The sequence below is a fragment of the Plantactinospora sp. B24E8 genome (assembly GCF_039871735.1).
In the GTDB taxonomy this organism is placed as follows: domain Bacteria; phylum Actinomycetota; class Actinomycetes; order Mycobacteriales; family Micromonosporaceae; genus Plantactinospora.
On record NZ_JBDPMH010000015.1, the window covers coordinates 88618 to 113134 of the forward strand.

Annotated in this window: 22 protein-coding genes; 11 read left to right on the forward strand and 11 right to left on the reverse strand. The window is 72.6% G+C overall.

Features of this window, described 5'->3' with window-relative positions; translation table 11 throughout:
• Positions 1-23: 23 nt before the first annotated feature.
• Complete coding sequence (locus ABGB21_RS21655) at positions 24-1325, forward strand: SLC13 family permease (RefSeq protein ID WP_347652484.1); 1302 nt, start codon at positions 24-26, stop codon at positions 1323-1325.
• 164 nt (positions 1326-1489) lie between these two features.
• On the opposite strand, the gene ABGB21_RS21660 is transcribed toward ABGB21_RS21655, so the two are convergent.
• The 4 genes from ABGB21_RS21660 to ABGB21_RS21675 form a co-directional block, all read right to left on the reverse strand.
• A complete protein-coding gene (locus tag ABGB21_RS21660) occupies positions 1490-2413 on the reverse strand; it encodes an inositol monophosphatase family protein (protein WP_347652485.1) in 924 nt (307 codons plus the stop codon).
• A gap of 43 nt (positions 2414-2456) precedes the next feature.
• On the reverse strand, positions 2457-3110 hold the full coding sequence (locus ABGB21_RS21665) for a hypothetical protein (RefSeq protein ID WP_347652486.1): 654 nt from the start codon (positions 3108-3110) through the stop codon (positions 2457-2459).
• A complete protein-coding gene (locus ABGB21_RS21670) occupies positions 3110-4117 on the reverse strand; it encodes a hypothetical protein (RefSeq protein WP_347652487.1) in 1008 nt (335 codons plus the stop codon). The genes ABGB21_RS21665 and ABGB21_RS21670 overlap by 1 nt, the downstream gene beginning before the upstream one ends.
• A gap of 79 nt (positions 4118-4196) precedes the next feature.
• On the reverse strand, positions 4197-5036 hold the full coding sequence (locus tag ABGB21_RS21675; protein WP_347652488.1) for a methyltransferase domain-containing protein: 840 nt from the start codon (positions 5034-5036) through the stop codon (positions 4197-4199).
• Between the two features lie 282 nt (positions 5037-5318).
• Between ABGB21_RS21675 and ABGB21_RS21680 the strand changes: the two genes are divergently transcribed.
• From ABGB21_RS21680 to ABGB21_RS21705, 6 genes are all read left to right on the forward strand, one after another.
• Positions 5319-5525 (forward strand): hypothetical protein, encoded by a 207-nt coding sequence (locus ABGB21_RS21680; protein WP_347652489.1) that lies wholly within the window; start codon positions 5319-5321, stop codon positions 5523-5525.
• A 656-nt stretch (positions 5526-6181) separates the two neighbouring features.
• Positions 6182-8950, forward strand: a complete 2769-nt coding sequence (gene lanKC / locus ABGB21_RS21685; RefSeq protein ID WP_347679239.1) for a class III lanthionine synthetase LanKC — start codon at positions 6182-6184, stop codon at positions 8948-8950.
• A gap of 29 nt (positions 8951-8979) precedes the next feature.
• Positions 8980-9105 carry a SapB/AmfS family lanthipeptide gene (locus ABGB21_RS21690; RefSeq protein ID WP_347652491.1) on the forward strand — a complete coding sequence of 42 codons (126 nt, stop codon included), beginning with the start codon at positions 8980-8982 and terminating at the stop codon, positions 9103-9105.
• A 76-nt stretch (positions 9106-9181) separates the two neighbouring features.
• Complete coding sequence (locus ABGB21_RS21695) at positions 9182-11041, forward strand: ABC transporter ATP-binding protein (protein WP_347652492.1); 1860 nt, start codon at positions 9182-9184, stop codon at positions 11039-11041.
• Positions 11038-12897: an ABC transporter ATP-binding protein gene (locus ABGB21_RS21700; protein ID WP_347679241.1), complete on the forward strand. Its 1860-nt coding sequence runs from the start codon at positions 11038-11040 to the stop codon at positions 12895-12897. Before ABGB21_RS21695 ends, ABGB21_RS21700 begins: the two co-directional genes overlap by 4 nt.
• 19 nt (positions 12898-12916) lie before the next feature.
• Positions 12917-14398, forward strand: coding sequence for a carbamoyltransferase C-terminal domain-containing protein (locus tag ABGB21_RS21705; RefSeq protein WP_347652494.1), 1482 nt, complete (start codon positions 12917-12919; stop codon positions 14396-14398).
• Between the two features lie 31 nt (positions 14399-14429).
• On the opposite strand, the gene ABGB21_RS21710 is transcribed toward ABGB21_RS21705, so the two are convergent.
• From ABGB21_RS21710 to ABGB21_RS21730, 5 genes are all read right to left on the reverse strand, one after another.
• Complete coding sequence (locus ABGB21_RS21710) at positions 14430-15035, reverse strand: response regulator transcription factor (RefSeq protein WP_347652495.1); 606 nt, start codon at positions 15033-15035, stop codon at positions 14430-14432.
• Between the two features lie 142 nt (positions 15036-15177).
• The gene (locus ABGB21_RS21715; RefSeq protein ID WP_347652496.1) at positions 15178-15771 is read right to left on the reverse strand and encodes a response regulator transcription factor; all 594 of its coding nucleotides are present in this window, start codon (positions 15769-15771) and stop codon (positions 15178-15180) included.
• Positions 15772-16017: 246 nt separating this feature from the next.
• Positions 16018-17205 carry a hypothetical protein gene (locus tag ABGB21_RS21720; protein WP_347652497.1) on the reverse strand — a complete coding sequence of 396 codons (1188 nt, stop codon included), beginning with the start codon at positions 17203-17205 and terminating at the stop codon, positions 16018-16020.
• A gap of 111 nt (positions 17206-17316) precedes the next feature.
• Positions 17317-18903, reverse strand: coding sequence for an asparagine synthase-related protein (locus ABGB21_RS21725; RefSeq protein ID WP_347652498.1), 1587 nt, complete (start codon positions 18901-18903; stop codon positions 17317-17319).
• A gap of 5 nt (positions 18904-18908) precedes the next feature.
• Positions 18909-19850, reverse strand: a complete 942-nt coding sequence (locus tag ABGB21_RS21730; RefSeq protein WP_347652499.1) for a hypothetical protein — start codon at positions 19848-19850, stop codon at positions 18909-18911.
• Positions 19851-20068: 218 nt separating this feature from the next.
• Here ABGB21_RS21730 and ABGB21_RS21735 point away from each other — a divergent pair, with 218 nt between their 5' ends.
• The gene (locus ABGB21_RS21735) at positions 20069-20467 is read left to right on the forward strand and encodes a hypothetical protein (RefSeq protein WP_347652500.1); all 399 of its coding nucleotides are present in this window, start codon (positions 20069-20071) and stop codon (positions 20465-20467) included.
• 69 nt (positions 20468-20536) lie between these two features.
• Here ABGB21_RS21735 and ABGB21_RS21740 read toward each other — a convergent pair whose 3' ends face one another.
• Together ABGB21_RS21740 and ABGB21_RS21745 are read right to left on the reverse strand one after the other, a co-directional pair.
• On the reverse strand, positions 20537-20818 hold the full coding sequence (locus ABGB21_RS21740; RefSeq protein WP_347652501.1) for a hypothetical protein: 282 nt from the start codon (positions 20816-20818) through the stop codon (positions 20537-20539).
• 1 nt (position 20819) lies between these two features.
• A complete protein-coding gene (locus tag ABGB21_RS21745) occupies positions 20820-21719 on the reverse strand; it encodes a GGDEF domain-containing protein (RefSeq protein WP_347652502.1) in 900 nt (299 codons plus the stop codon).
• A 466-nt stretch (positions 21720-22185) separates the two neighbouring features.
• Here ABGB21_RS21745 and ABGB21_RS21750 point away from each other — a divergent pair, with 466 nt between their 5' ends.
• From ABGB21_RS21750 to ABGB21_RS21760, 3 genes are all read left to right on the forward strand, one after another.
• On the forward strand, positions 22186-22422 hold the full coding sequence (locus tag ABGB21_RS21750; protein WP_347652503.1) for a DUF397 domain-containing protein: 237 nt from the start codon (positions 22186-22188) through the stop codon (positions 22420-22422).
• A 365-nt stretch (positions 22423-22787) separates the two neighbouring features.
• A complete protein-coding gene (locus ABGB21_RS21755; RefSeq protein ID WP_347652643.1) occupies positions 22788-23627 on the forward strand; it encodes a helix-turn-helix transcriptional regulator in 840 nt (279 codons plus the stop codon).
• Between the two features lie 125 nt (positions 23628-23752).
• Positions 23753-24514, forward strand: a complete 762-nt coding sequence (locus tag ABGB21_RS21760) for an SDR family NAD(P)-dependent oxidoreductase (RefSeq protein ID WP_347652504.1) — start codon at positions 23753-23755, stop codon at positions 24512-24514.
• Positions 24515-24517 lie beyond the last annotated feature (3 nt).

A 24517-nucleotide genomic window follows, 5' to 3' on the forward strand; every position in this document is an offset into this window, starting at 1 on the left:
CGTGGTGTCTAAGATCCTGGCCTGTGGGCATTGACCAGGACGGCCCGTCCTCCTCCGTCGCGCCGGGCAGACCCGACGACTCCGTCGCGCCGAGCCGGCCCGACGCCCCTGCCCCGCCGGTCCCCGATCCGACACGTCGGCCCTGGTGGCGGCGGCTGGGGGTGCTCGACTGGATCGCGGTCGGGCTGTTGGTCGCCGGAGTGCTCGCCGTCCTGACCGGTCTGCTGCCGACCACCGAGGCCGACGCCACGATGGCCCGGATCATGCCGATCCTGCTCTTCCTCGGCACGATCGTGATCGTCGCCGAGTTGACCGCGACCGCCGGCGTCTTCGACGTGATCGCCGCCCGGTTGGCCGCCGCCGCGCGCGGCAGCTATCCCGCGCTGTTCCTGCTCTGTGTACTCTTCGCCTCGGTCACCACGATCGCGTTGAACCTCGACACCACCGCGGTCCTGCTCACCCCGGTGATGCTCGCGCTCGCCGTCCGGCTCGGCATCCCGGCGGTGCCGCTGGCGATGACCACGGTCTGGCTCGCGAACACCGCCAGCCTGCTGCTGCCGGTGTCGAACCTGACCAACATTCTCGCCGCCGGTCGGGTGAACCTGGAACCGGTCTCGTTCGCCGCCCGGATGTGGCTGCCGCAACTGGTGGCGATCGCCGTCACCATGGTCGCGCTCTGGGGCTGGTACTGGCGGCGGGGCCGGCGCGGTGCCGACCGGTTCACACCACCGGCTCCGCAGGCTCCCGCCGACCCGGTCCTCTACCGGACGGCGCTCACCGCCTGCCTGCTTTTTGTCGCCGGCATCCTGTTCGGGGTCGAGATCGGGCTCGCCTCGGCGGTCGCCGCCGGTATCGTGCTGGTCGGCTTCCTGTTCCGGGCCCGGGAGCGGCTCACTCCGGCCCTGGTCCCGTGGCGGTTGCTGGTTTTTGTCACCGGCCTCTTCCTGGTGCTGCAGACGGTCGGCCGGTACGGCCTGGAGGAACTGGTCACCGCCCTGGTCGGGGCCGACCCGGGTGCGCTGGGCGCGTTCCGGGCCGGCGCCACCGGGGCCACGCTCTCCAACGTGGTCAACAACCTGCCGGCGTACGTCGCCGGTGAGGCGGCGATCCCGGAGGCGAACCACACCCAGCTGCTCGCCCTGCTGGTCGGGACGAACGTCGGGCCGCTGGCCACCCCGTGGGCCTCGCTGGCGACCCTGATCTGGTACGAGCGCTGCGCCGCGTACGGCGTACGGGTGCCACTGGGCCGGTTCATGGCCACCGGCCTGGTGCTCGCGGTCTGCTGCACGACGGCCACGGTCGGCGCCCTGCTACTCGTCTCCTGAGACGCCGGCGCCACCGGCCCGGGCCGGACGACCGGAAAGGGTCATCCGCGCCGAGGTCTGCCGACCGTCGTCCAGTCCGTCGGTGCCGGCGCGACGCGCGGACGGTCCGGACCGGGTGCACGTTCTGGTAGGTCACCTGCGGAAGTTAGCAACTCCCTCCGACATCACCAGCCGACGGTGGCGGGGTCGACCGGGGTGAGCCGGCGCATCTCCGGCTCGATCCACTGGGCGGCGGTGACGAGCTTGACCAGCCGGTCGATGCTCTCCGGCGGGCCGGCCACAAAACTGCGCCGCTCGGCCGGGACGCCGATCCGGGGGTCGAACTCGCCGCCGTCGAGGGCACGGACCGCCATCCCCGACTCGGTGGCGAGCAGCACACCGGCCGGTAGGTCGACCGCCTCCGGCCGGTAGCCGATGATGCCGTCGATGTCGCCCCGGGCCAGCATCACCCAGGAGAGCAGCGGCGCCCAGAGCTGCAGGACCCGCCGGGCGGTGCTGTCCAGCACCACCTTCAACGCCCGCAGCGTGCTGTCGTCCCGGCGTACGTCGTGGCCCTGGGTCCAGGCCAGCACCGGCGCCGCCGGCACGGGCCGGTGCGGCACCCGCAGCGGTACCGGGGCCGCCGCGAGGTCCGCCGTCGTTCCGGGGTGCACCACCACACCGTGGCCGCGCACAGCCGACCAGGTACGCCCGGAGACCGGGTCGTGCACCACCCCGAGCACCGGCACCCGGTCCGCGCAGAGCGCGAGCCCGACCACGTACGCGGGCAACCCGATGGCGACGTTGTTGGTCCCGTCGAGCGGATCGACCAGCCAGGTCCAGGTGTCCTCGGCCGCCGCGTACCGGCCGCCCTCCTCGGCGAAGATCTCGTGCGCCGGGAAGCGTTCCCGGATCCGTTCGACGAGCAGCCGCTCGGCGGCGAAGTCGAGGTCGGTCACCACGTCGCCGGGGCCCTTGGCGCGGACGTTCAGCTCGCCGCGTACCCCTTCCCGGAGCAGGTGCCCGGCGGCGGTGGCCGCCTCGACGGCGAACCGTCGGGCCTCCCGGAGATCGGGTGGGGTCCCCGTCCTGGTCCTGGTACGCGCCATCGGACTCCTCCAGCCTCGCCGCGGGTCTACCGCTCGTCACCTGTCATGCGTGCGCCGCCACCCGTTCGGCGATCCCCCGGGCCGCCCGCGCGGTCTCCACCGCGTCACAGCGCACCCGTCGGCTCTGTTCGACCCGCCCGTGCAGTGGGCCCAGGCTGAGGTCGTGGGTTCCGGGTGCGGTCCGGCCGAGCGCGACGGTGACCGCCTCCGCGCCGTCGGGCACCTCGGAGGTGTGGAAGCTACCGGCCGACAACGCGTACGTGGCTCCGGCGGCGTGCCGCTCCACGGCGCCGAGCCGGGCCCGGACCAGTCGTGGCGTCGGCCGTATCTCGTCCAGGTCACCCCGGCTGCGTACCTCGTGCACCCGGTGGGTGGGCGCGACGGCGGACTCGGTCACCTCGATGATCTCGTTGCGCACCTCGCCGTAGAGCACCTGGCTGAGCAGGTCCCAGCTGTGCGAGTGCATGCCCGAGGTGACCGGTGCCGTGGCGGGGCGGTCCGCCGCCCAGAGGTGGACGCAGACACCGTCGTCGCCGCTGCGGTCGATCGGCAGGCAGATGAACCCGAGCGGATGGCGGACGGCCCGCAGCTGACGGCGACCGTCCGCGATCTCGGTCAGCACGTCGATCACCCAGGCGTGCACCCGCCGGCTGCCGGTGCCACGGCCGATCTCCTGGTAGAGCTCGGGATAGTTCATCACTCGTAGGGGTTCCTCGCCTGGATCGCCTTCACGATGATGTCCGAGACCTCCCGGTCACCGAAGGCGCGCGGGAGGGGCAGACCGAGCGCCACGAAGAGCCTGCGGGTCTGTTCGACCGACGGCTCGTCGTCCAGCTGCACCTGCCTCGCCTGTTCGATCGGGACCCGACGGCTCTGCTCGCGGCTGTACTGCAGCTCGATGCTATAACGGTGGTAGTAGATTTCCCGCCGATCGATGCGAAGTGCCGGAGTCTGCGGATTTTCCTGCGTGATGATGACGCAACTGGACGACAGGTCGTAGCGGAACGTGCTCATCCGACCGGACAGTCGTACGTCGATGTTGAGCAGTCCGGACCGCTGCTGGTGCCAGCAGGCGGCGAGCACGGTGGCATAGGACTCCTTGCGGGTCCGGTCCACCGTCCACCGCTCTCCGGTGGCGTCGGGACGTGCCGAGAGACTGCGCCGGAACTGCGCGTACCGCTCGCAGACCTGCTCGTCCGTCGGGTCGATGATCTCGATGCCGAAGTCGAGGGTGCCGTTGCGCCGTCGGGCGTGCTCGATGCACTCGGGCAGGGTGACCGCGCGGGTGTAGGTGCCGGTGCCGCCCCGGAACCGCCACCGGTCGGTCTGGGCCCGGGCCTCGGCGTGCGCCGCGCCGACCTCCGCGCCGTTGAGCACCCGGACCATCGAGGCGCTGTTGATCGCCGACCGGGCCCGGGCCAGTACGCCGTCGTCCGCGGTGATCTGGGCCAGGTGCGGCAGCAGCTGATCCAGCCGGGTGTTGCTCTCGGCCAGCATCCGGCGGCTCGCCTTCTCCGCGGTGTCCCGCCGCCACCGCTCCCGGAGCAGGGCCTGGGCGAGCAGGGCGAGGATCAACAGGATCACGCTGTTGACCACGTCCTGCGGCACGTCGTCGATGATTCCGAGGATGGCCACGGTCAGCGCGATGGCCAGTCCGAAGAAGGCATCGAGGTTGCTGGCGACCCAGCTGAGAAGGCGCGCCATTGTCACTCCCCGCCCGACGACGATCCACTCATGATAGTCGCAGGTCAATCGGTAACGAACCATTATGGATGGTGGTATTTCACCGGGGTCGGGCGGCCACCACCAGCGAGCCGCCGAGTCCCGGCAGCAGCCGGGCCAGGGTGCGCGACTTCACCCACCGCCCGCCGCGCATCCGCCAGCCGACGTAGTTGGACCGGACCCGGACCGGTTCCAGCCCCGCCCGCCGCAGCACGTCGCCCAGCAGCGACACGGTGAACGGGCGGATGTGCATCCAGAGGTAGGGGTGGGCCGGGTTGACCTGTCGGGGCGCCCGGCCGAAGAGGAACGTGAGCCGGTCCTGCAACGCCGCCAGGTTCGGTGTGGTCAGCACCAGCAGCCCGGTCGGGGCGAGCACCCGGCGACACTCCCGCAGCAACGCGAGCGGGTCGTAGACGTGCTCGATCAGCTCCCCCATCAGCACGCCGGCCAGCGTGCCGGTCCGCAGCGGGAAGGGGCGGGTGGCGTCCAGGCAGAGCGCGCCGACGGCAGGTCGGCGGGCCGCCACGACCACGTCGAGGGCCAGGTCCGCGACCACCGCCGGCCAGGGCGGATCCGGTACGTCGGCCAGCATGCTCACCGGCCCGCACCCGAGTTCGAGCACCGGGCGGCCGGTGACCCGGGTGCTCGGCGTCCGGCTCACCGGTCGGCCGTTCCGGGCGTCCCGGTTCGGCGTGGCGTCCGGGGCCGGCGCGACGCCGACGTCGTCATCCGACCGGAGCCCGTCGAGCAGCATCCGGATCGCGAGTTCCCGACGGACCCGGTGGTACGGGTCGGCGACGTACCGGTGCACCGCGCCGCCGTCGCCGTAGCGGTGCCGGTTGACGAGCCGCCCGTCGGCCTCGGCGGTCGGCGGGGTGGGTCGGGGCGCTGACTCCCGCATCGGTCCTCCCCCGTCCTCCCGCCGGCGCCGACCCCTCCGGTACGCCTCCTGGTCCACATGGAAACACGCGGGCCGGCCGGGGCGGCGGATCCGCCCCGGTGGCGTGGCACCGGCACGGCGAGTCGGTCGACCTGCCGTGCCGACCCGGGTCCGGACGCTCGGTCGACCGCCACCCTGCCGACCAGCACCACGTTTGCCGGGCCCACCGCACCGGGTATCAGGGCCGTCGACAGTCGGCGGGGCCACCGGCTGTCGATCCCGTTCCCCTGCGAGGAGGCCATCGTGCGCTACGGATCGATAGGCGGCGTGATCGTGGTGATCTGGCTGATCATCGGAGCCATCGCCGCCGGGCAGCGCGGTTACTTCGACCGGGACAACAACAACTGCGCCGAGGCGGGCACCACGGTGGTGACCATCATCGCGGGACCGCTGAACTACGTCGGCCTCAACCCGGAGATCGAGTGCGAGGTGCCGCAGCCCTCACAGTGAACGCGGGGCCGCACCTGCCGGCCCGCCGCGCCCACCCCCGCGGTCCGTACCGATTCCGTTGGAACCGGTACCCGGACAGCGGGGGTGTTCGTGTTTGTCGGGGCCGCTGACCGAACTGCGCATACCGCTCGGATGAACGGCCGATATCGACCGGGCGGCCAGCCGGTGAAGGATGTTCGACATCGGACGTGAGCCGGCACACCGGTCTCGTCGGAGGCCACCGAACAAATCCGAGGGCTATTCGCCTCGTCATTTCCTGACGATGTGGACGATCACCGCCACCTCGTCCTGCCGGGCGCCTCGCACCCGGTCGGGTACGGCTTATCCCGCAGGCCGCAGGGCAGTTCGCCCATACTTCACCATCCCAGCGGAAGGCCCTCGTAGGGCCATTCATATTCACATTCGTGGACCCGGCGCACCCCGACCCGCGGATGACGGAAGAACAGTCGCACGACTCGGCGTCAGGCACACTTTCCGGACATGTCTATATAGGTCGACATCAATCAATCGCTCGCCCTGACATTTGTCATAAGTACCCGTGCGGGACGCACGCCGGAGGATGACTTAACACACTAGTAACAACTCGGAGCCGCCAAGGAGACTCGGATGCGTCGATGAAACAGAGGTCCCCAGGTAGCAACCGAGGAGCCGGGACAATGGACGAACGATACGACGCCTACTGCGCGGTCGACCCGCTGTTCTACGACTCCCTCAGCACCACCACCGCCGTCACCGACGATTTCGCCGTGGCCGACCGGCCCGTACCGACGGGCTGGCGCCGCGAGCCGAGCGACGACTGGTTCATCTACGGACCCGAGGACGGATCGCTGCCGCAGCAGGGCTGGAAGATCCACGTCTCGGCCGGTCTGGCCAACGCCGAGCGGGTGCTGGAGAGCGTCTGGGACTACTGCGTACCTCGCGGCCTCTCGTTCAAGTTCCTCCGCGGCCCCCGGATGCTGCTGCTGCGCAACTCGAAGTACGCCCGTCGCGGCTCCAGTGGCAAGTTCGTCACCGTCTACCCCCGGGACGAGGCCGAACTCGAGCTGGCCTGCAAGGAACTCGCCGAGCGACTCGACGGCGAGGTCGGCCCGTACATCCTCAGCGACCTGCGCTACGGCGCCGGCCCGGTCTACGTCCGCTACGGTGGCTTCGCGGCGCGCTACTGCCTCTCCGACGACGGTCAGGTGGTACCGGCGATCGAGGACAACACCGGCACACTGGTGCCGGACCGTCGCGACCCGGTGTTCCACGTACCCGACTGGGTGGAGCCGCCCGCCTTCCTCGAGCCGCACGTCGCCGCCCGCGGTGCCGTCTCCACCACCGACCTGCCGTACCGGATCGAACGGGTCATCCACTTCTCGAACGGCGGCGGCCTCTACGTCGGCCGCGACCTGCGGACCGACACCCAGGTCGTGCTCAAGGAGGCCCGCCCGCACGCCGGCCTGGACGCCGACGGCAGGGACGCGGTGACCCGGCTGCACCGCGAGGCGGAGATGCTGCGCCGACTCGCCGACGTACCCCAGGTGGCCCGGGTGCACGACCAGTTCACCCTCGGCGACCACCACTTCCTCGCCCTCGAGTACATCGACGGCCGCGCGCTGAACAAGCTGCTGGTCGAGCGGTACCCGCTGGTGGACCCCGACGCCACGGACCGGCAACTCGCCGATTACACCGACTGGGCGATACGGATCCACGAACAGGTCGAACGGATCGTCGACGCGATCACCGCGCACGACGTCGTCTACGGCGACCTGCACCTGTTCAACATCATGGTGGGGCCGGACGACCGGGTGACCCTGGTCGACTTCGAGGTCGCCGCGCCGGTCGGCGAGGCGACCCGACCCGCCCTGCGAAACCAGGGCTTCGCCGCTCCCCGCGACCGGACCGGGTCCGCCGTGGACCGGTACGCCCTCGCCTGCCTGCGGCTCGCGCTGTTCCTGCCGCTGACCCCGCTGGTCCGGCTCGCCCCGACCAAGGCCGCCCACTTCGCCGACATCATCTCGGCGCACTTCCCCGTCCCGCGCGACTTCCTGGACCGGGCGGTCGAGGAGATCAGCGGCGCCGCGGTCTCCAGCTCGGCGGTCTCCCGCGGGCCGGTCGCCCGGCCGGTGCCCGGCGCGGAACCGTTCGGCGCCGGCGAGGAGAGCTGGCCCGAGCTGCGGAACCGGATCGCCGGGGCGATCCTGGCCAGTGCCACGCCCGACCGCGACGACCGGCTCTTCCCCGGCGACATCGACCAGTTCCGCACCGGCGGACTCAACCTCGGGTACGGCGCCGCGGGCGTACTGCACGCGTTGCGGGTCACCGGGGCGGGGCAGCCCGACGAACGACACGTGGACTGGCTGGTGACCCGGGCCCTCAACCCGACCTCCGGCACCCGCTGCGGGTTCTGGGACGGACTGCACGGGGTCGCGTACGCCCTGGACGGTCTCGGCCGGCGACAGGAGGCCCTCGACGTACTCGAGATCTGCCTGCGGGAACCCTGGCAGGAACTCGGGCCGGACCTGGTCAGCGGACTGTCCGGCATCGCGCTCAACCTCGCCGAGTTCGCCGGACGCACCGGTGAACCGGGGCTGCGGGACGCCGCGTGGCGCGCCGCCGAACTGGTCGCCGAACGGCTGGGCGAGCCGGTGTCACCGGCCGGACCGGACGGTGACGACCCGGACAGCGTCGGCCCGGTGACCGGGCCGGAGATCAGCGGTGGGCAGCACCCGTGCGCCGGCCTGACCCGGGGACGCAGCGGCCCCGCCCTGATGTTCGTCCGACTGTACGAGCTGACCGGTGACCGTACGCTGCTCGACCGGGCCGGTGCCGCGCTCCGGCACGACCTGCGCCGGTGCGTACTGCGCCCGGACGGCGCGCTGGAGGTCAACGAGGGCTGGCGGACGATGCCGTACCTGGCCCACGGCAGTGTCGGCATCGGCATCGTCCTCGACCAGTACCTGCGGCACCGCCCGGAACCCGACCTGGTGGCCTCGGCCGACGCCATCCGGCAGGCGGCCCGGGCGCCCTTCTACGCCCAGTCCGGCCTGTTCGCCGGACGGGCCGGCATCATCGCCTACCTGGCCGCCCGGGTCGACGGTGCGGACCCCGGAACCGGGGCGGACACCCTGGCCGGCACCCCATCGGGCAACACCCGCGGGACCGGCACGACAGGTGCCGACACCGATCGCACCACGGCCGCCGACCGGGCCGAGCTGCACCGCCAGGTGTCCCGGTTGGCCTGGCACGCGATGCCGTACCGGGGGTTCCTGGCCTTCCCCGGCGAGCAGCTGCTGCGGCTGTCGATGGACCTCGCCACCGGCACGGCGGGCGTCCTGCTCGCCACCGGGGCGGCCCGGGGCGGCCGTTCGACGACGCTGCCGTTCCTCGCGCCGCTCACCGGCGCGACCCAGCTCCCCCCGCGCGAGCGGGGGGCACGATGAAACCGATACCTCGAGGGGAGGTGTACACCATGGCGCTTCTCGACCTTCAGGGCATGGAGCTGACCGACCGCACCGGTGGCGGCGGTGGCGGCGGCAGCCGCGCGAGCCTGCTGCTCTGCGGCGACAGCTCGCTGTCCGTGACGACCTGCAACTGAGCAGTGTGCGTCCGGGGCCCTGGGTGGGTGAACGTGCCCACCCAGGGCAACCCCCTGTGACCGGGAGCGTGATGCGATGCCCAACGACGGCGACCGGCTGCTCCGCCGGGCGATCCGGTACGGGGGCGGCTGGACCGGCATCCTCGCGATCGTCGCGCTCCTCGGTGCGGGGGCCGAACTGCTACTCCCCGCGGCGCTCGGATTGGCCGTGGACGCCGCGCTCGGCGAGACCGACCCCTCATGGCCGCTGGTCGCCTGCGGCCTGGTGGTGGTGCTCGTCGCCACCGACACGCTGAGCAACCTGGCCGCCGGTACGGGCACCGCCCGGGCCACCGCCCGACTGCGCCACCACCTCCTCCGACACCTGCTCGCCCTCGACCCGCGCGCCGCCGCCCGGCACCCGGTCGGCGACCTGATCGGACGGCTCGTCGGGCAGGCCGCCGATGCCGGCCAGGTCGGGGCCACCGTCGTCCTCGGCCTCACCGCCGCACTCCCCTCGCTGGGCAGCGTCATCGCGCTCGCCCTGCTCGACTGGCGTCTCGCCGCGACGTTTGTCGCCGGGCTGCTGGTGCTCGCCCTCGGGCTGCGGACCTTCCTCACCGACGCGTCCGCCGCGGCGGCCGGTTATCTCGGGACGCAGGGGCGGATCGCCGGACGACTGTCGGAGGCGTTGCACGGCGCCCGTACCATCGCCGCCGCCGGCGCCGTCGACGTCGAGATCGACCGGATCCTGACACCGCTGCCCGAACTGGGCCGGCACGGCACCCGTACCTGGGCGGCGCTGGCCCGGGCCTCCGCCCGGACGGCGGCGATCGCACCGCTGCTGCAGCTCGCGGTCGTCGCGGTCGGCGGCTGGTCGGTGGCGCAGGGCCGACTCACCCCGGGACAGCTCTTCGCGGCGCTGCAGTACGCCGCGCTCGGTGCCGGGCTCGGCGCGGTGGTCGCCACGCTGAACCGGCTGATCCGCACCAGGGCGGGCGCGCACCGGGTCGCGACGGTGCTCACCGAACCGGTGCTGGCGTACGGTACCGCGACCCTGCCGCCCGGGCCCGGCGCGTTGCTGTTGAACGGTGTGACGGTTTGTACGGACGACGGCCGACCGGTGCTGGACGCCGTCGACCTCCGGGTGCCGCCCGGTGCCACGGTGGCCGTGGTGGGTCCCTCCGGCGCGGGCAAGTCCACCCTGGCCGCGGTCGCCGGACGGCTACGTGACCCGGACGCCGGCGAGGTGCTGCTCGACGGGGTGCCGCTGCGTCGGCTGCGCCGCCGGGTACTCCGCCGCGCCGTCGGGTACGGCTTCGAACGTCCGGTCCTGATCGGTGACACCGTCGCCGACGTCATCCTCCTCGGCGCGGCCGGCCCCGGGGACCGACACCCGGACGGACCCGAGCACGGACACCCGGCCGGACCGCGGCCCCCGGCGCCGACGGCACGGCTCACCGGCGTGGCCCGGGCCGCCGCCATCCACGACTTCGTCGAGCGACTGCCCGACGGGTACGCCACCCGGCTCGTCGACACGCCGATGTCCGGCGGTGAGGCGCAACGGCTGGGTCTGGCCCGTGCTCTGCTCGCCGACCGGCTGCTCATCCTGGACGACGCGACGTCGAGTCTGGACACCGCCACCGAGCACCGGATAACCCGGGCCGTCACGGCGCAGCGGGATCGTCGTACCCGGCTGGTGGTGACCCACCGGGCGGCCACCGCCGCCGCCGCCGACCTGGTGGCCTGGCTCGACGGTGGACGGTTGCGCGGCGTCGGTCGGCACCGGGAGCTGTGGCAGGACCCGGCCTACCGGGCCGTCTTCCAGCCCGGCCCGGCGCCGGAGCGCCCCGGCCCGGAGCCGGCATCTGACCGGCCGACCACGCAACTGTCAGCGGACCGCCCGGAGCCGGCGGCGTCCGGGACAACGGGTGGGACGGTGGAGGTGATCCGGTGAGTGGAGTTCTCCGGTTCACCACCGGGGCGTTGCGCCGTCGACGCCGCCCGCTCGGCCGGCTCGCGGCGTGGTCGGCCGCCGAGGCGCTGCCGGCGCTGCTCGCCGGTCAACTGACCGCCCGCGCCGTGGACCACGGTTTCCTGGCGGGTCGGCCCGGCGTCGGACTGGCCTGGCTCGCGCTGCTCGCCGCCGCGATCGGGGTCGGCGCGGTCGGCACCCTCCGGGCGTACGCCTGCCTCGGTGACATCGTCGAACCGGTCCGCGACGACCTGGCGCACCGGGTGGTCAGTGGTGCGCTGTACCACTCGACCAGCGCCGGGGCCCGCCCGGACACCGCCGCGGTGGCCCGGTTGACCCACCAGGTGGAGATCGTCCGGGACACCTTCGCCGGTCTGGTCATGGTGGTCCGGGGTTTCCTCTTCACCGCCGGTGCGGCGCTGCTCGGGCTGCTCTCGCTGACCCCGCTCGTCGCGGCGGTGGTCGCCGTGCCGCTGGCCGTCGGTCTGCTGCTGTTCGCCGCCACCCTGCCCGCGATGATCGGTCGGCAGCGGGCGTACGTCCGGGCGGACGAACTGCTCGGCACCGAGGCCGGCGCCGCGTTGACCGGCCACCGGGACGTGACCGCCTGCGGCGGGCAGGAGGTTGTCGCCGAGCGGGTGGGCCGGCAGGTGGACCGGCAGGAGGCGGCCGAGCGGGCGCTGGCCAGGATGGCCGCGCTGCGCAGCCTGAGCCTGGCCGTCGGTGGTTGGCTACCGCTGGCGGTCCTGCTGCTCGCCGCGCCGTGGCTGGTCCGGTCCGGACTCACCGCCGGCGCCGTGCTCGGCGCCCTGGTGTACGTCGCGACCGGCCTGCAACCGGCGCTGCACGCGCTGGTCCAGGGGATCGCCGGAGGCGGACTGCGGTATGCGGTGACCCTGGACCGGATCCTCGCCGCGACGGCACGACCGGGCCCGCCGACGTCCCCCGGCCTGGCGGGGGAGGCCGACGACGCGCCACCGGCGGTGGCACCGATCGGATCGCCGGGGACAGGTCCGACGCCGCACGCCGAACTCGTCGGGGTCGGTTTCCGGTACGGCACGCACGCCCGGCCGGTGCTCGACGACCTCGACCTGACCCTGTCCGACGGGGACCACCTGGTTGTGGTGGGGCCGAGCGGCGCCGGGAAGTCCACCCTCGCCGCGGTGCTCGCCGGGCTGCTCCGGCCGCAACACGGCACGGTCCGGCTGGGCGGGTCACCGGTCGACGGCAGCGGTCCGGCCGGCCTGGCCGCACGTCGGGTGCTCATCCCGCAGGAGGCGTACGTCTTCACCGGCACCCTGCGGGACAACCTCCGCTACCTGTGTCCGGACGCACCGGACGCCGACCTGTCGGCCGTGGTGGACCGGCTGGGGTTGGGGCCGTTGGTGCACCGGGTCGGCGGCCTGGCCGCGACGCTCGACCCCGGCACGCTGTCGGCCGGTGAGCGGCAGTTGGTCGCGGCGGCCCGCGCCTACCTCTCCCCCGCCCCCCTGGTGATTCTCGACGAGGCGACCTGCCACCTGGATCCGGCCGCCGAGGCGAGAGTGGAGCTCGCCTTCGCGGCCCGGCCCGGTGCGCTGGTGGTGGTCGCGCACCGGATCAGCTCCGCGCTGCGGGCCCGACGGATCCTGGTGCTGGACGGCGGCCGTCCGAGGTCGGGACGGCACGACGAACTGCTCGCCGGCTCGGCGACCTACCGGGAGTTGGTCGGTCACTGGCGGGGCGCTCCGGCGGGGCCGACGGACGCGGCGCCACCGCACTCGGGACCGGCAACGGAGTCGACGGCTCGAATCGACGGTTCCCGGGCCGACCCGGAGCAGATAGACTCTCTTCGATAATTGTCGCCGGGTATCGGTGGTGAGCAGACTGACCCAGGTGCTCGGGCTCAGCGCCCTCTCCCACGACGCCGCGGCCTGCGTCGTCCGGGACGACGAGATCCTCTTCGCCGGGCACGCCGAACGCTACTCTCGCCGCAAGAACGACCCGGAGCTCGCCCCCGGCCTGCTCGCCGAGGCCCTCTCCTGGGGACGTCCGGACGTGGTCGCCTGGTACGAACGTCCGCTGCGCAAAAAGCTCCGACACCTCCGGGCCGGGCAGCTCCGCCACGCGGTGTCCCGCACCGACCTGCCCCGGCGCTACCTGGCCCGACTCGGCCTGCCCGAACTGCGCGGCGTGCCGGTCCACCACGTCGGACACCATCACGCGCACGCCGCCGCCGGTCACTTCACCAGCGGGACGGCGCGGACCGCCGTACTCACCGCCGACGCGATCGGCGAGTTCGAGACGCTGACCCTCGGCGAGTTCCGCGACGGCCGTCACCAGGTGTACGCCCGCTGCCGCTACCCGCACAGTCTCGGCCTGCTCTACAGCGCCTTCACCCGGCGCTGCGGTTTCACCCCGAACGAGGAGGAGTTCATCGTGATGGGCCTGGCCGCGCTCGGTCGGCCCCGTCACGTCGACCGGATCAAGGAGGAACTGATCGCGCTGACCCCGCCCACCTTCCGGCTGCGTCGCAACGTGCACCGGGGCATCGGAGACTGGCAGCCCTCCGCCGACCCGGCGGACCTGGCCGCGAGCATCCAGGTGGTGACGGAGGAGGTCCTGCTCACGGCGGCCCGCTGGCTGCGGAACCGGGTGCCGGGCGACACGCTGACCGTGATGGGCGGGCTGGGGCTCAACTGCGTCGTCAACGAGGTGCTGGCCCGGCACTCCGGCTTCGACCGGGTGACCCTGATGCCGAACCCCGGTGACGCCGGTTCCAGTCTCGGCGCGGCCGCCGCGCTCCTCGGCCGCCAGCTCCGCTGGTCCGGGCCGTACCTCGGCACCCTGATCCCCGGGGACTACCCGGTCGCGGAACTGGCCACGGCACTGGACGCCGGCGGGCCGGTCGGGGTGGCCCGCGGCCGGGCCGAGTTCGGCCCCCGCGCGCTGGGCAACCGGTCACTGCTGGCCGACCCGCGCCCCGGGGACAGCCGGGACCGGGTCAACCGGGTGAAGGGACGGGAACCCTTCCGGCCGTTCGCACCGGTGATCCGGCAGGAACTCGCCGACCGCTACTTCGACATGCCGGTGCGGTCGTCGCCGTACATGCAGTTCACCGCCCGGTGCCGCGACCCGCGGGCGTTTCCCGGCATCGTGCACGTCGACGGTACGAGCCGGGTCCAGACGGTGACCCGCGATCAGCACCCCGGCCTGTACGACCTGCTCGGGGAGTTCGAGCGGCGCACCGGCTGCCCGATGCTGCTCAACACCAGTCTCAACCTGAAGGGCGAGCCGCTGGTCAACGACCGGGAACAGGCCCGCTGGTTCGCCGACCGGACCGGCGTACCGGTGCTGTAGGCAGGTCGGGCGGGCCCGCTCCCGGCACGGATCAGACCCAGCCCCGCTCCCGGGCGATCCGGACCGCCTCGATCCGGGTCCGGGCCCCGGTCTTGCCCCCGATCCTGCAGAGATGGTTGCGGACGGTTCCCGGCGACAGGGAGAGTTTGCTGGCGATCTCCCGAACCGGCCACCCCTCGGCGGCGATCTCCAGTACCTCCAGTTCGCGTGGCGTCAGCGGGTTGTCCCGGTTCAACGCCGCCACGACCAGGTCGGCGTCGACGACGGAGCCGCCGTTCGCGAGCTGCCGTACCGCGTCGACAAGTCGTTGCGGTGCGACGTCGCTGCCGAGGAAACCGAGCCGCTGACACTGCGCCCGCAGCGCCTCCCCGAGCATCCGGGGCCGGCGCGGATCGACGAGCACCAGCACCGGTGGCGGCTCGGCGGCCACGTTCCGTCCGGAGAGCACACCGGCGCCGAAGAGTTTGACGTCCGCGACCGCCACGTCGGGACGCTGCGCCCGCAGTGCCGGGGCGATGTCCTCGGCCCGCTCCACCTCGGCGACGACTTCGATGTCCTCCTGAGTGGTCAGTACGAAGGCCAGCGCGCCACGGATGAGAGCGCCGTTCAACGCGAGCAGCGTCCGAATCACGTTCACCCCTGCCACTTGTCATCACGAGATCACTACGCGTAAACATTCAAACACGAGTACCTGGGACGCGCCTGTTGGAGCAGCCGCGCGCCGTCGATCCGGCCCGGACCGGCCCGGTCGGCGGCACCCGACAGCGTGGCGTCGGCGGTCAGAGCCAGCCGGCGCGCTGCGCCTGTCGGACCGCCTCCAGGCGGTTCCGCGTCCCCGTCTTACGCATGATCACCGACAGGTGGTTCCGTACCGTGCCGTGAGCGAGGAACAACCGACGGGCGATCTCCTTCAACGGCAGTCCTTCCGCGACGATCCGCAACACCTCGAGTTCCCGCTCGGTCAACGGACCCTCGACGGGCATCAGCGCGGCCACCGCGGCGCCGGGGTCGACCACCCGCTCACCGGCCGCGACAGCGCGGACCAGCCGGGTCAGCTCGCCCGGGGGCACGTTCTTGTCGACGACTCCCCGCGCGCCCGCCCGCAGCGCCCGCTGCAACACCTCCGAGGTCAGTTGGGCGCTCAACGTCAGCACCGCACTGTCCGGCGCCTCCACGGCGAGCCGCGCCAGCACCGCCAGCATGTCGACCCCCGGCAGGTCCAGGTCGGCCACGACCACGTCCGGTCGGCGCGTACGGGCCAGTGCCACCAGGTCACCCGACTCGTGGAGGTCCGCCACCACCTCCAGGTCCTCCTCACTCGACAACATCGCGCGTAACGCGCCCCGCAACAGACCCATTTCCTCCACGATCACCACGCGGATCATGAGGTCACTCCGATCTGGGTACCCAAGCCTTGCGACAACCTCGGTATCCACCCGGTGCGTCCGGGTGGTACTGATCACGAGCTCGACGAACGCGCCACCGTCGACCGGGCCGTCGGATGCGCCGACGGCCGACGCCGTGCGATCGGTGGAAGAACTCCGTACACCCTCCGGGTCACCGGAAGGACTCGACGGAGGGATGACAGCCCCGGACGCCGAGGGCGGTCAGCGGCCGGGTCAGCCGGGCAGCGCGGGTACGGCGGGCCAGCGACCGGCGCCGTACGCGTCGATGTGCGGGGGTGTCGGATCCGCGCGAGGCGGGGTACAACAGCCGGCCCCCGCCGGCAGCGTCACCGCCTGACCGGCCCCGCCGCCCGCCTGACCGACCCGCTGACCGCTGGGGCCGACACCGTCCGGCCGGCGTGGCGGAACGGGGGTGACGGGTGCGGGGTCCCCGGCCGGACGACGGGGCGTGGCGGCCGGGCCCGGAACGTCCGCCTCGGCCGCGAGCCGCCAGGTCGGCCCAGCCGGCGGCGCCGGGTCCGGTCCGGTCCCGGCCGCCGGTCCGAGCGGCACCACCGCGTCAGGGCATGGGCTCTCGGGACCGACAGGACCGGCCCGCTGGAGCAGCATCACGTCGTGGCGACGCAGTCCGGGGCCGGCAGCCGTCGTCGGTAGGCCGGGCAGCAGCCTGCCGACCACGCCGGTCGCACCGGAAACCACGGGATCCACCACCGTCGCCGCGGTCGGCACCACCGTCAGCAGCCTCGGCACCGCCGTCAGCAGCCTCGGCACCGCCGCCGGCAGCGGTGGTACGGCGCTCGCCGGCGCGGCCACGACGTCGTCCACGGACCGGACGGCGAACACCAGGGTGGCGCCGGTGTCCAGCAGTAAGCTGGTCAGATCCCCATCCGGGACTCTTACCGGCACGTCCCGCACCGGAAGTCGTCCGGCCGGTGCCCGGTCGGTTGTCCGTACCGCCGGCACCCGGTCGGGCGCCGGTACGGAGAGGGTCCGATCGGGTGTCGGTACGGAGGGGGTCCGATCGGGTGCCGGTGCCGACGGCTTCCGCTCCGGTGTCCGTACCGGCGACCTGCGGTCGAGGGTCGGCCCCGGCCCCGGGACACGGGCACGGTCCGGGACGCGTACCGGAGGTCTGCGGTCCACGGTCGGCGGCGGTAGCTGGTCCGACAGCCGGCGGGTGAGCCGGGGCTCCGCGTCGACCACCCGGTCGAGCAGTCCGTTCCGACCGTCCCGGTGGGAACGGTCGTCGGCGGACGCGGACCCGTCCAGCATGGCCAAGGCGAGGAAACCGACCACCGCGCAGCCGGCCAGCATGACGAGCCGGGCCAGCATCCGGGCGACCGGACCACCGGCCCGCCCGAACCGCGCCGCCAGACGCCGCGCTGCTGACACCGCTGCCATGTCGAGAGAGACCCTTCGATGAGGCGGACAGGTACGAAAGCGTAACGCCGTGTCTATCACGCCGCATGTGGTGAGCCTGGTCGCGGCTCGCGGGAAGGACGACGGAACCGCTCAGCCCCGGCCGGCCGAACCGGTCAGTCGGCGGACGACCGGCGCGACGTTCCACCGCGCGGCGTCGGCAAGATCCCGGGCACGTTCGAACATCGAATAGTGCGGGCCGACCCGGTCCTCCGCCAACGCCCGGTCCAGGTCGTGACCGCACCGGACGAGCACCGTGTCGAAGTCCCGGCGCATCGGCGCCCACAGGTCGTATCCGAACGAGCGGTAGTGCCGGGCGAAGGACGGTCGGTGGAGGCGGATTCGCTCGTGCAGTCCCGAGGCGTACGACATCGGCCTTCCCGGCCGGTCGCGCAGATAGTCCGGCAACAGATCGGCGAAGGCGTACCGGAGGATCCACTTCTCCTGGCCGTGCCGGATCTTCAGCTCTCTCGACAGCCGGGCCGCGACGTCGAGCACGGCCGGGTCGAGGAACGGCAGCCGCGCCTCCACCCCGTGTGCGAGGCCGACCCGGTCGACCCGCTGCAGCTCGGTCCGACCGAGGTTCCCGATCCGGTGCCGGAAAAGCCGCCCGGCCGCCTCCGGGTTGACCTGGTGGTAGGTCGGATAGCCGCCGAGGAGTTGGGCGGCGCCGTCGCCGGTGAGGACCACCCGGACCCCGAGGTCGCGAATCCGACGGAACAGCGGCACGGAGACGACGGCGTTGATGATGTCCCCGTACCCGGTCAGTTCGGAGATCCGGATCGCCTCCCGGACCTCGTCGCGACCGATGTCGCGGGGCCGTACCTCGATCACCTCATGGTGCACCCCCAGCTCGGCGGCGAGCCGACGGGCGTACCTCAGGTCCTCGCTGTCCGGGGCACCGACGGTGAACGCCACGCAGTCGGGATGCAGCTGGCGGGCGAGCAGCAGGGTGAGCGCGCTGTCCAGACCGCCCGACAGGTTCACGCCCACGGTGAGGTCGGTCGCGACCCGGGCCTGGACGCTGTCCCGCAGCGCGGCACGGAGCAGTCGGGCCGCCTCGACGGCGTCGGTGATCGCCGGTCGACCGGCCCCGAACATGCCGAGATCCACGTACGGCACCAGGTCCGGACCACGCTCGGCGTCGGCCCAGCCGTGGTGTCCCGGTGGCACCTCGTGGATCGTCGCGCCGAGCGGTACCAGCGCCTTGACCTCCGAGGCCAGGTGCAGCCGGCGCAGGTGGCGCGACCAGTAGAGCGGTTTGACCCCGAGCGGGTCCCGGGCCAGGTAGACCCGCCCGGTGACGGTGTCCGCGACGACCAGGGCGAAGTCGCCACGCAGCCGCCCGATCGCGGCCGGACCCCACGCCAGAAAGGCCTCCAGCACCACCTCGGTGTCGCTCTCGGTACGCAGCCGGTGGCCGAGTCGGGTCAACTCGACGGCGAGGTCCCGGTGGTTGTAGACCTCGCCGTTGTAGCAAAGCAGCCAACGACCGTCGGCCGAGCACCACGGTTGTCGGGCGCGTTCCCGGTCGACGATCCGCAGCCGCTGCACGCCGGCCAACAGGTCGGGCTGGAGCCGGGTCTCCGCGAGGTCGCCGCGCGGCGCCAGGCTCGCCAGCATGCGGTGGAAACCGGCCCGGTCGGCGCCGGGGCCGAGGACAATCGCGATGCCGGACATGTCGATCAACCCCCGAGTGCGGTCAGGAAGTCACGGCGCAACCGGATGGCCGCGCGCGGGCTGACGCAGATGTGCCAGGACTGCCCCTCGTCGATCACGTTGACGTCCCCCCAGCCCTGGCGTTCGCGCAGCAGGGCGGCGAGTACGCCGTGCGCGTCGAACCGGCGGAACCAGGCCATCTCCACGTCCATCGCGTACCCCAGGCAGTGACCGCTGGGCAGCATCGCGGCGTACCCCAGCGCCCGGAGCCGGTGCTGGTGTTCGAGGCTGCGGGCCAGGCTGGTCACCCACAGCGGCGGGGTGGGGCCGGTACGTCGCCCGGCCAGGTCGACCGCGAGCTGGTTCAGCAGCGCCACCGCCTCCGGTCGGGTGCAGGTGGACCGGAGGCCGGCACCCGGCGGTCGGCGGTGCGGCCAGATCCGACGCTCCACCGCACGGGTCGTCCGGATCAGCGGATGGTCGCTCTGCCTGCGGTACCGGAACCGGAGCAGACCGCCCCGCCGCAACGACTCGAGGTCGATCAACTCCGGCGAGTCGCGCAACTCCACGTCCGTCCGGTATCCGGGCAGGTGCCCCCACCACATCACGTCGATCCGGCTGAGCAGGTAGATCCGGATCAGCGCGGTCAGGTCGCGGGCCGGCCCTCGGTTGTTCGGTCGGTAGTCGCGGACCTCGAGTCGAAGTCGCGCCTCGGCGTCGAGGGCGCCACCCGGCAGGCGGCGGAGCACCGCGCTGATCTCCGGGCCGGCCAGCCGCTCGGTCAGCACGGTCTCCAGCTTGGGCAGATCGTCACGTCCGGGGTGGGTCGCCACCTCCAGGAGCAGGTCCGCCACCGCCGCCCGGTATCTGACCAGTTCCGACAGGGAGACGTGGACGGCTTCGTCGGGCCGCCTCCCGTCGGTCACCGTCCGGGAATCGCCGTCCCGGGCGACCTCGTGGCTAGGCATGTCCGACTCCCCCGGCTTCGATGTGGTGCAGACAGCGCCGCTGATTGGCACGGTAACACCGGGTAAGTCACAAAACGCGGATTATTCCGATTAGCGGCATTCGTATTGTCGGGCGAGGGGTACGGCCGGAGGGATCTCCCGCCGGTCCGGACCTGCGGTACCGGAGGTGAGTAGGGATACTCGTGCCCGACAGGTCCGATCGCGGGAGGGTCGACAGCATGACCGAACCTCGGAGCCCGGGCTCCCTACCACTCTGGACTGTCCTCCTGGGCGGTGTCACCCTCGCCGCCTACTGGGCGCTCCTCGGCTGGGACCGGGAACGCGACGTCGACCCGGCGACCGGGGCCGAGACCGGCCCGTACCAGGCGTGGCAGCTTCTCGGCCTCGGCGTGGTCCTCGCCGTACTCACCTTCGAGGCCGGCCGGCGTGGCCACCCCTGGCTGGCCACCCTGGTGGTGCCGGCCGCCCTGACCGCGTCGTTCGTCGTCAGCGCCGTCACCGCCCGGAACTCCGACGGGCTGTGGCCGGTCGGCGCCGTCCTGGTCGCCGTCGGCTCCGCGCTCGGGACCGGACTGGTGGCCGGACTCGGCGCGTACCTTGGGCGGCAACGCCGGTGACAACCTCCGTAGCCACGCCGACCCGCGGCCGATGGAGCTCCCGGCGCCGATGGAACCGCTGCCGCCCGCTCAGCGCCGGGCGGGGATCCTGAGGTTCGGCCCGGCGTCGAGCAGCGGATCCGGGTCGGCCCGGCGGATCATGTACTGCGCGGTCAGGGTGTCGACACCGGTGCCCCGGGCGCTGTTCGGACGGTAGGTGACCGTGGCGGCGAGCGCCGACGCGGCCTCGACCACTCCGGCCCGCCAGGTGCCCGCCCGGTAGACCCAGACCGGGTCGGTGGGTCGGTAGCTGGCGGTGGGATCGATCTCGGCGGGATCGCGTCGGTGCGGATCCACGGTGGGGACTGGCATCTCACTGTCCTCCTGATTCGGCGGCCGGTGTCGTCTCGATCAGTTCCCGGTGTGGACCGGGCAGGTCCGGCATTCGGTCCTCCGGGCGGTCCGGGAGACCGGTCCGGATCATGGCCGGGTCGTGCCCGGGCGCCGGCGGGGCGACGGGACGCGGGCCCCGCCTGCCGCCGGCGATCCGGGCCCGTTCGGTCTTCACCCGGTACATCGCGGCGTCGGCCAGATCGAGCACGTCGGCGAGCTGCGCGCGACCGTGCACCGGCGCCACCCCGATCGACGCGGTCACCCGGAGATCCCGCTCCGCCAGCTGGATCGGCGCGGAGACGAGCTCGGCGAGTCGTCGCGCCGTCTGACCCAGCCAGCGTCCGTCACCCTGCACACCGACCAGCAGACCCGCGAACTCGTCGCCGCCGAGCCGGGCCACCAGGCTCCTGCCGACGTACGCCGGACCGTTTCCCACCTGGCCCGCGCCGGAGCCGACGCAGGCCGCGCCGCGCCCGGCATGGGCCGTGGCCCGCCCCGGGTGACCCGTGCCGTTCCCCGGGTACGCCGTGGTGTTGCCGGCGTACGCCGCGAACCGCCAGGCCACGGCGATCAGTACCTGGTCACCGACGGCGTGTCCGAACCGGTCGTTGATCTGTTTGAAGTCGTCGACGTCGAGCAGCACCGCGACCAGCGGAGGTCGCCGGGGGTCGGCCATCAGCGCGCCACCGAGCTGATAGAACGCTCGCCGGTTGGGCAGTCCGGTGAGTGGGTCGTGGGTCGCGGCGTGCCGCTCCGCCTGCAGTTCCTCACGGAGCCGTGCCACCTCGGCCTGCACGGTGCGGACCCGGCTGCGCATGCCCCAGGCGGCGCCGAATCCGGCGACCGCGGCGGCGCCGGCCGCGAGGGTGAGCGGGTCCACAGTGGCCGTTCCCCTCACACGGTCCGGCTCGGCGACGCGTCGTACGGACCGCCGAACCCGTGTCCGGTGGCCACCGACACCCGGTCGTTGATCACTATCAGTGATCGAAGTTCGCCCCTCCCGGCACGCGCGGAAACCGGACCGTTGCGGTGCGCTGACGCCCATCGCCGCAGGCCGCAGCGCAGGTGGGAATCGACGACCCCGTTCCGACTTCCCCGACTCGCCAGCAATGGTCCCCCGCCCCCGTCACCAAAAGTGAACAAACGGACACACCCGTACAGGCGCTATCATGCTCGCTGTCAGGTGCAGACGCAAGAGCGGATGCACGTGCAGATGGTCATGCACGCGCGACTGTCGACGGTTCACCGTCATGACTCAGGACGCGTCACGGGGAGGAATCGGCACCACACCAGGCTTCGCGACGCCTTCCCCACCGCCCTTCCGGGATCCTCCAGAAAGACTGGCGATGAACACCTACAACGGCATGTCCACCCACGAGCTGCCGACCGTGACCTGGCAGAAGAGCCGCCGGAGCAATCCGAGCGGCAACTGTGTCGAGATGGCCCAGCTGCCCGGCGGTGCCGGCGTGGCGATCCGGAACTCGCGGGACCCCGACGGGCCCGCACTGATCTACACCACGGACGAGATCGTGGCCTTCATCCTCGGCGCCCGGGACGGCGACTTCGACCACCTGATCCCGTAGCAGGCACACCGCCGTCCACGGCGGCACGTCCCGACCGGCGAACGCCGACGCGGAGCGGCGCCACACCGGCAACCCGGACCCGATCCTTCCCGGTCGGTTCGACCACCGCCTCCGGCCGACCGATCGGACGGGTGGAAATCAGCCCCGGGGTCTTTCCTCCTCACCCTCCGGCCATGGCATGCTTACCGACGGACTTGGCCCAGCCTCGGCGGGCTGCGTCGAGCATGCGGAGGCGGCACGTGACGATTGCACGGTCCGGACGTGGATCGGCCCACGGCGGAGAGGCGGCGTCCGACGGCGAAACGGCCCTTTCCACCGGGTCGGCCCTCGAGGGCGGCGCCGCCGGCGGGCCGACCGTGCTCCGCATCCTGCTCGGCAGCCAGCTGCGCAAGCTGCGTGAGGCCACCGGCGTCAGCCGCGACGACGCGGGCTGGGAGATCAGGGCGTCCGGATCCAAGATCAGCCGGATGGAGCTGGGCCGGGTGGGATTCAAAGAGCGCGACGTCGCGGACCTGCTGACCCTCTACCAGGTGACCGACGAGGACGAACGCGCCGCGCTGCTCGCCCTGGCCCGGCAGGCCAACAATCCCGGGTGGTGGCACCGGTACGGAGACGTACTGCCCCACTGGTTCCAGTCGTACCTCGGCCTGGAGGCCGCCGCCACCCTGATCCGGACATACGAGGTCCAGTACGTCCCGGGTCTGCTGCAGACCCGGGACTACGCCCGGGCCGTCGTCCTGCTCGCCCACGACGGGTCCCCGACGGAGGAGATCGAACGCCGGGTCAACCTCCGGATGGACCGGCAGAAGATCCTGCACCGCCCCGACGCGCCGCACCTGTGGGTGGTGGTGGACGAGGCGGCGCTGCGCCGGCCGATCGGTGGCCTCGACGTGATGCGGGGACAGGTCGAGTACCTGATCGAGGCCAGCCGGCTGCCCAACGTCACCGTGCAGGTCATCCCGTTCCGGGCCGGCGGACACGCCGGCGCCGGCGGCGCGTTCAGCCTGCTGCGGTTCCCGGACCAGGAACTGCCGGACGTGGTCTACATGGAACAACTCACCAGCGCGCTCTACCTCGACAAACGCGACGACGTGGACTACTACGCCGCGGCGATGGAACGGCTCTGCGTCGAGGCCGATCCACCGACCAAGGCCCCGGACTTCCTGCGCGGCGTGCTGGACGACCTCGACGCCACGACCGGCTGAACCCGGTTGGCCGGGCCCGCCGGCGGAACACGGCGCCGTGGCACGACCCCATCCCGCCGCCGGGATCGCCGGACGGTTCGGCGCTGCGGCCGGTTCACCGGCACCGGATGCGCCACACTACCGGTATGGGAGCACGTCGACTCGACGGCACAGTCGCCCTGGTCACCGGGGCTTCCTCCGGCATCGGCGCGGCGGCGGCGACCCGGCTGGCCGCCGCCGGAGCGCGGGTCTTCGTCACCGGCCGCGACCCCGACCGGCTCGCCGCCGTCGCCGACGCCGCCGCAGGTACGGCGATCCCGTGCGACCTCACCGACCCGGAACTGACCGCGGCCCTCGCCGACCGGGTGCTCGACGTCGCGGGACGGGTGGACATCCTGGTCAACAACGCCGGTCAGGGCTGGGCCGGTCCGCTGACCGGGATGACCGACGGTCAGATCCGGGCCCTGGTCGCGGCCAACCTGACCGCCCCGATGCTGCTCTCCCGCGCCATCCTGCCCGGCATGCTGTCCCGGGGTGCCGGGCATCTCGGTTTCGTCGGTTCCATCGCCGGCCGGCTCGGCGTACGCGAGGAAGCGGTGTACGCGGGGACGAAGGCCGGACTGAGTGTCTTCGCCGACAGCCTCCGCAAGGAGACGACGGGTCGGGGCATCGTGGTCACCGAACTGGTACCGGCGGTGGTCGACACGCCGTTCTTCGACCGGCGTGGGCGTCCGTACCCGCGACGGCGGCCCCGACCGGTCACCCCGGACCAGGCGGCCGCAGCCCTGCTGACCGGGATGTTCACCGGCCGGCACGAGGTGTGCCTGCCGCGCTGGATGTACCTACCGATCATGGTCCGGGCGACCCTGCCCGGCACCTACCGCCGGCTCGCCGAACGCTACGGCTGACCT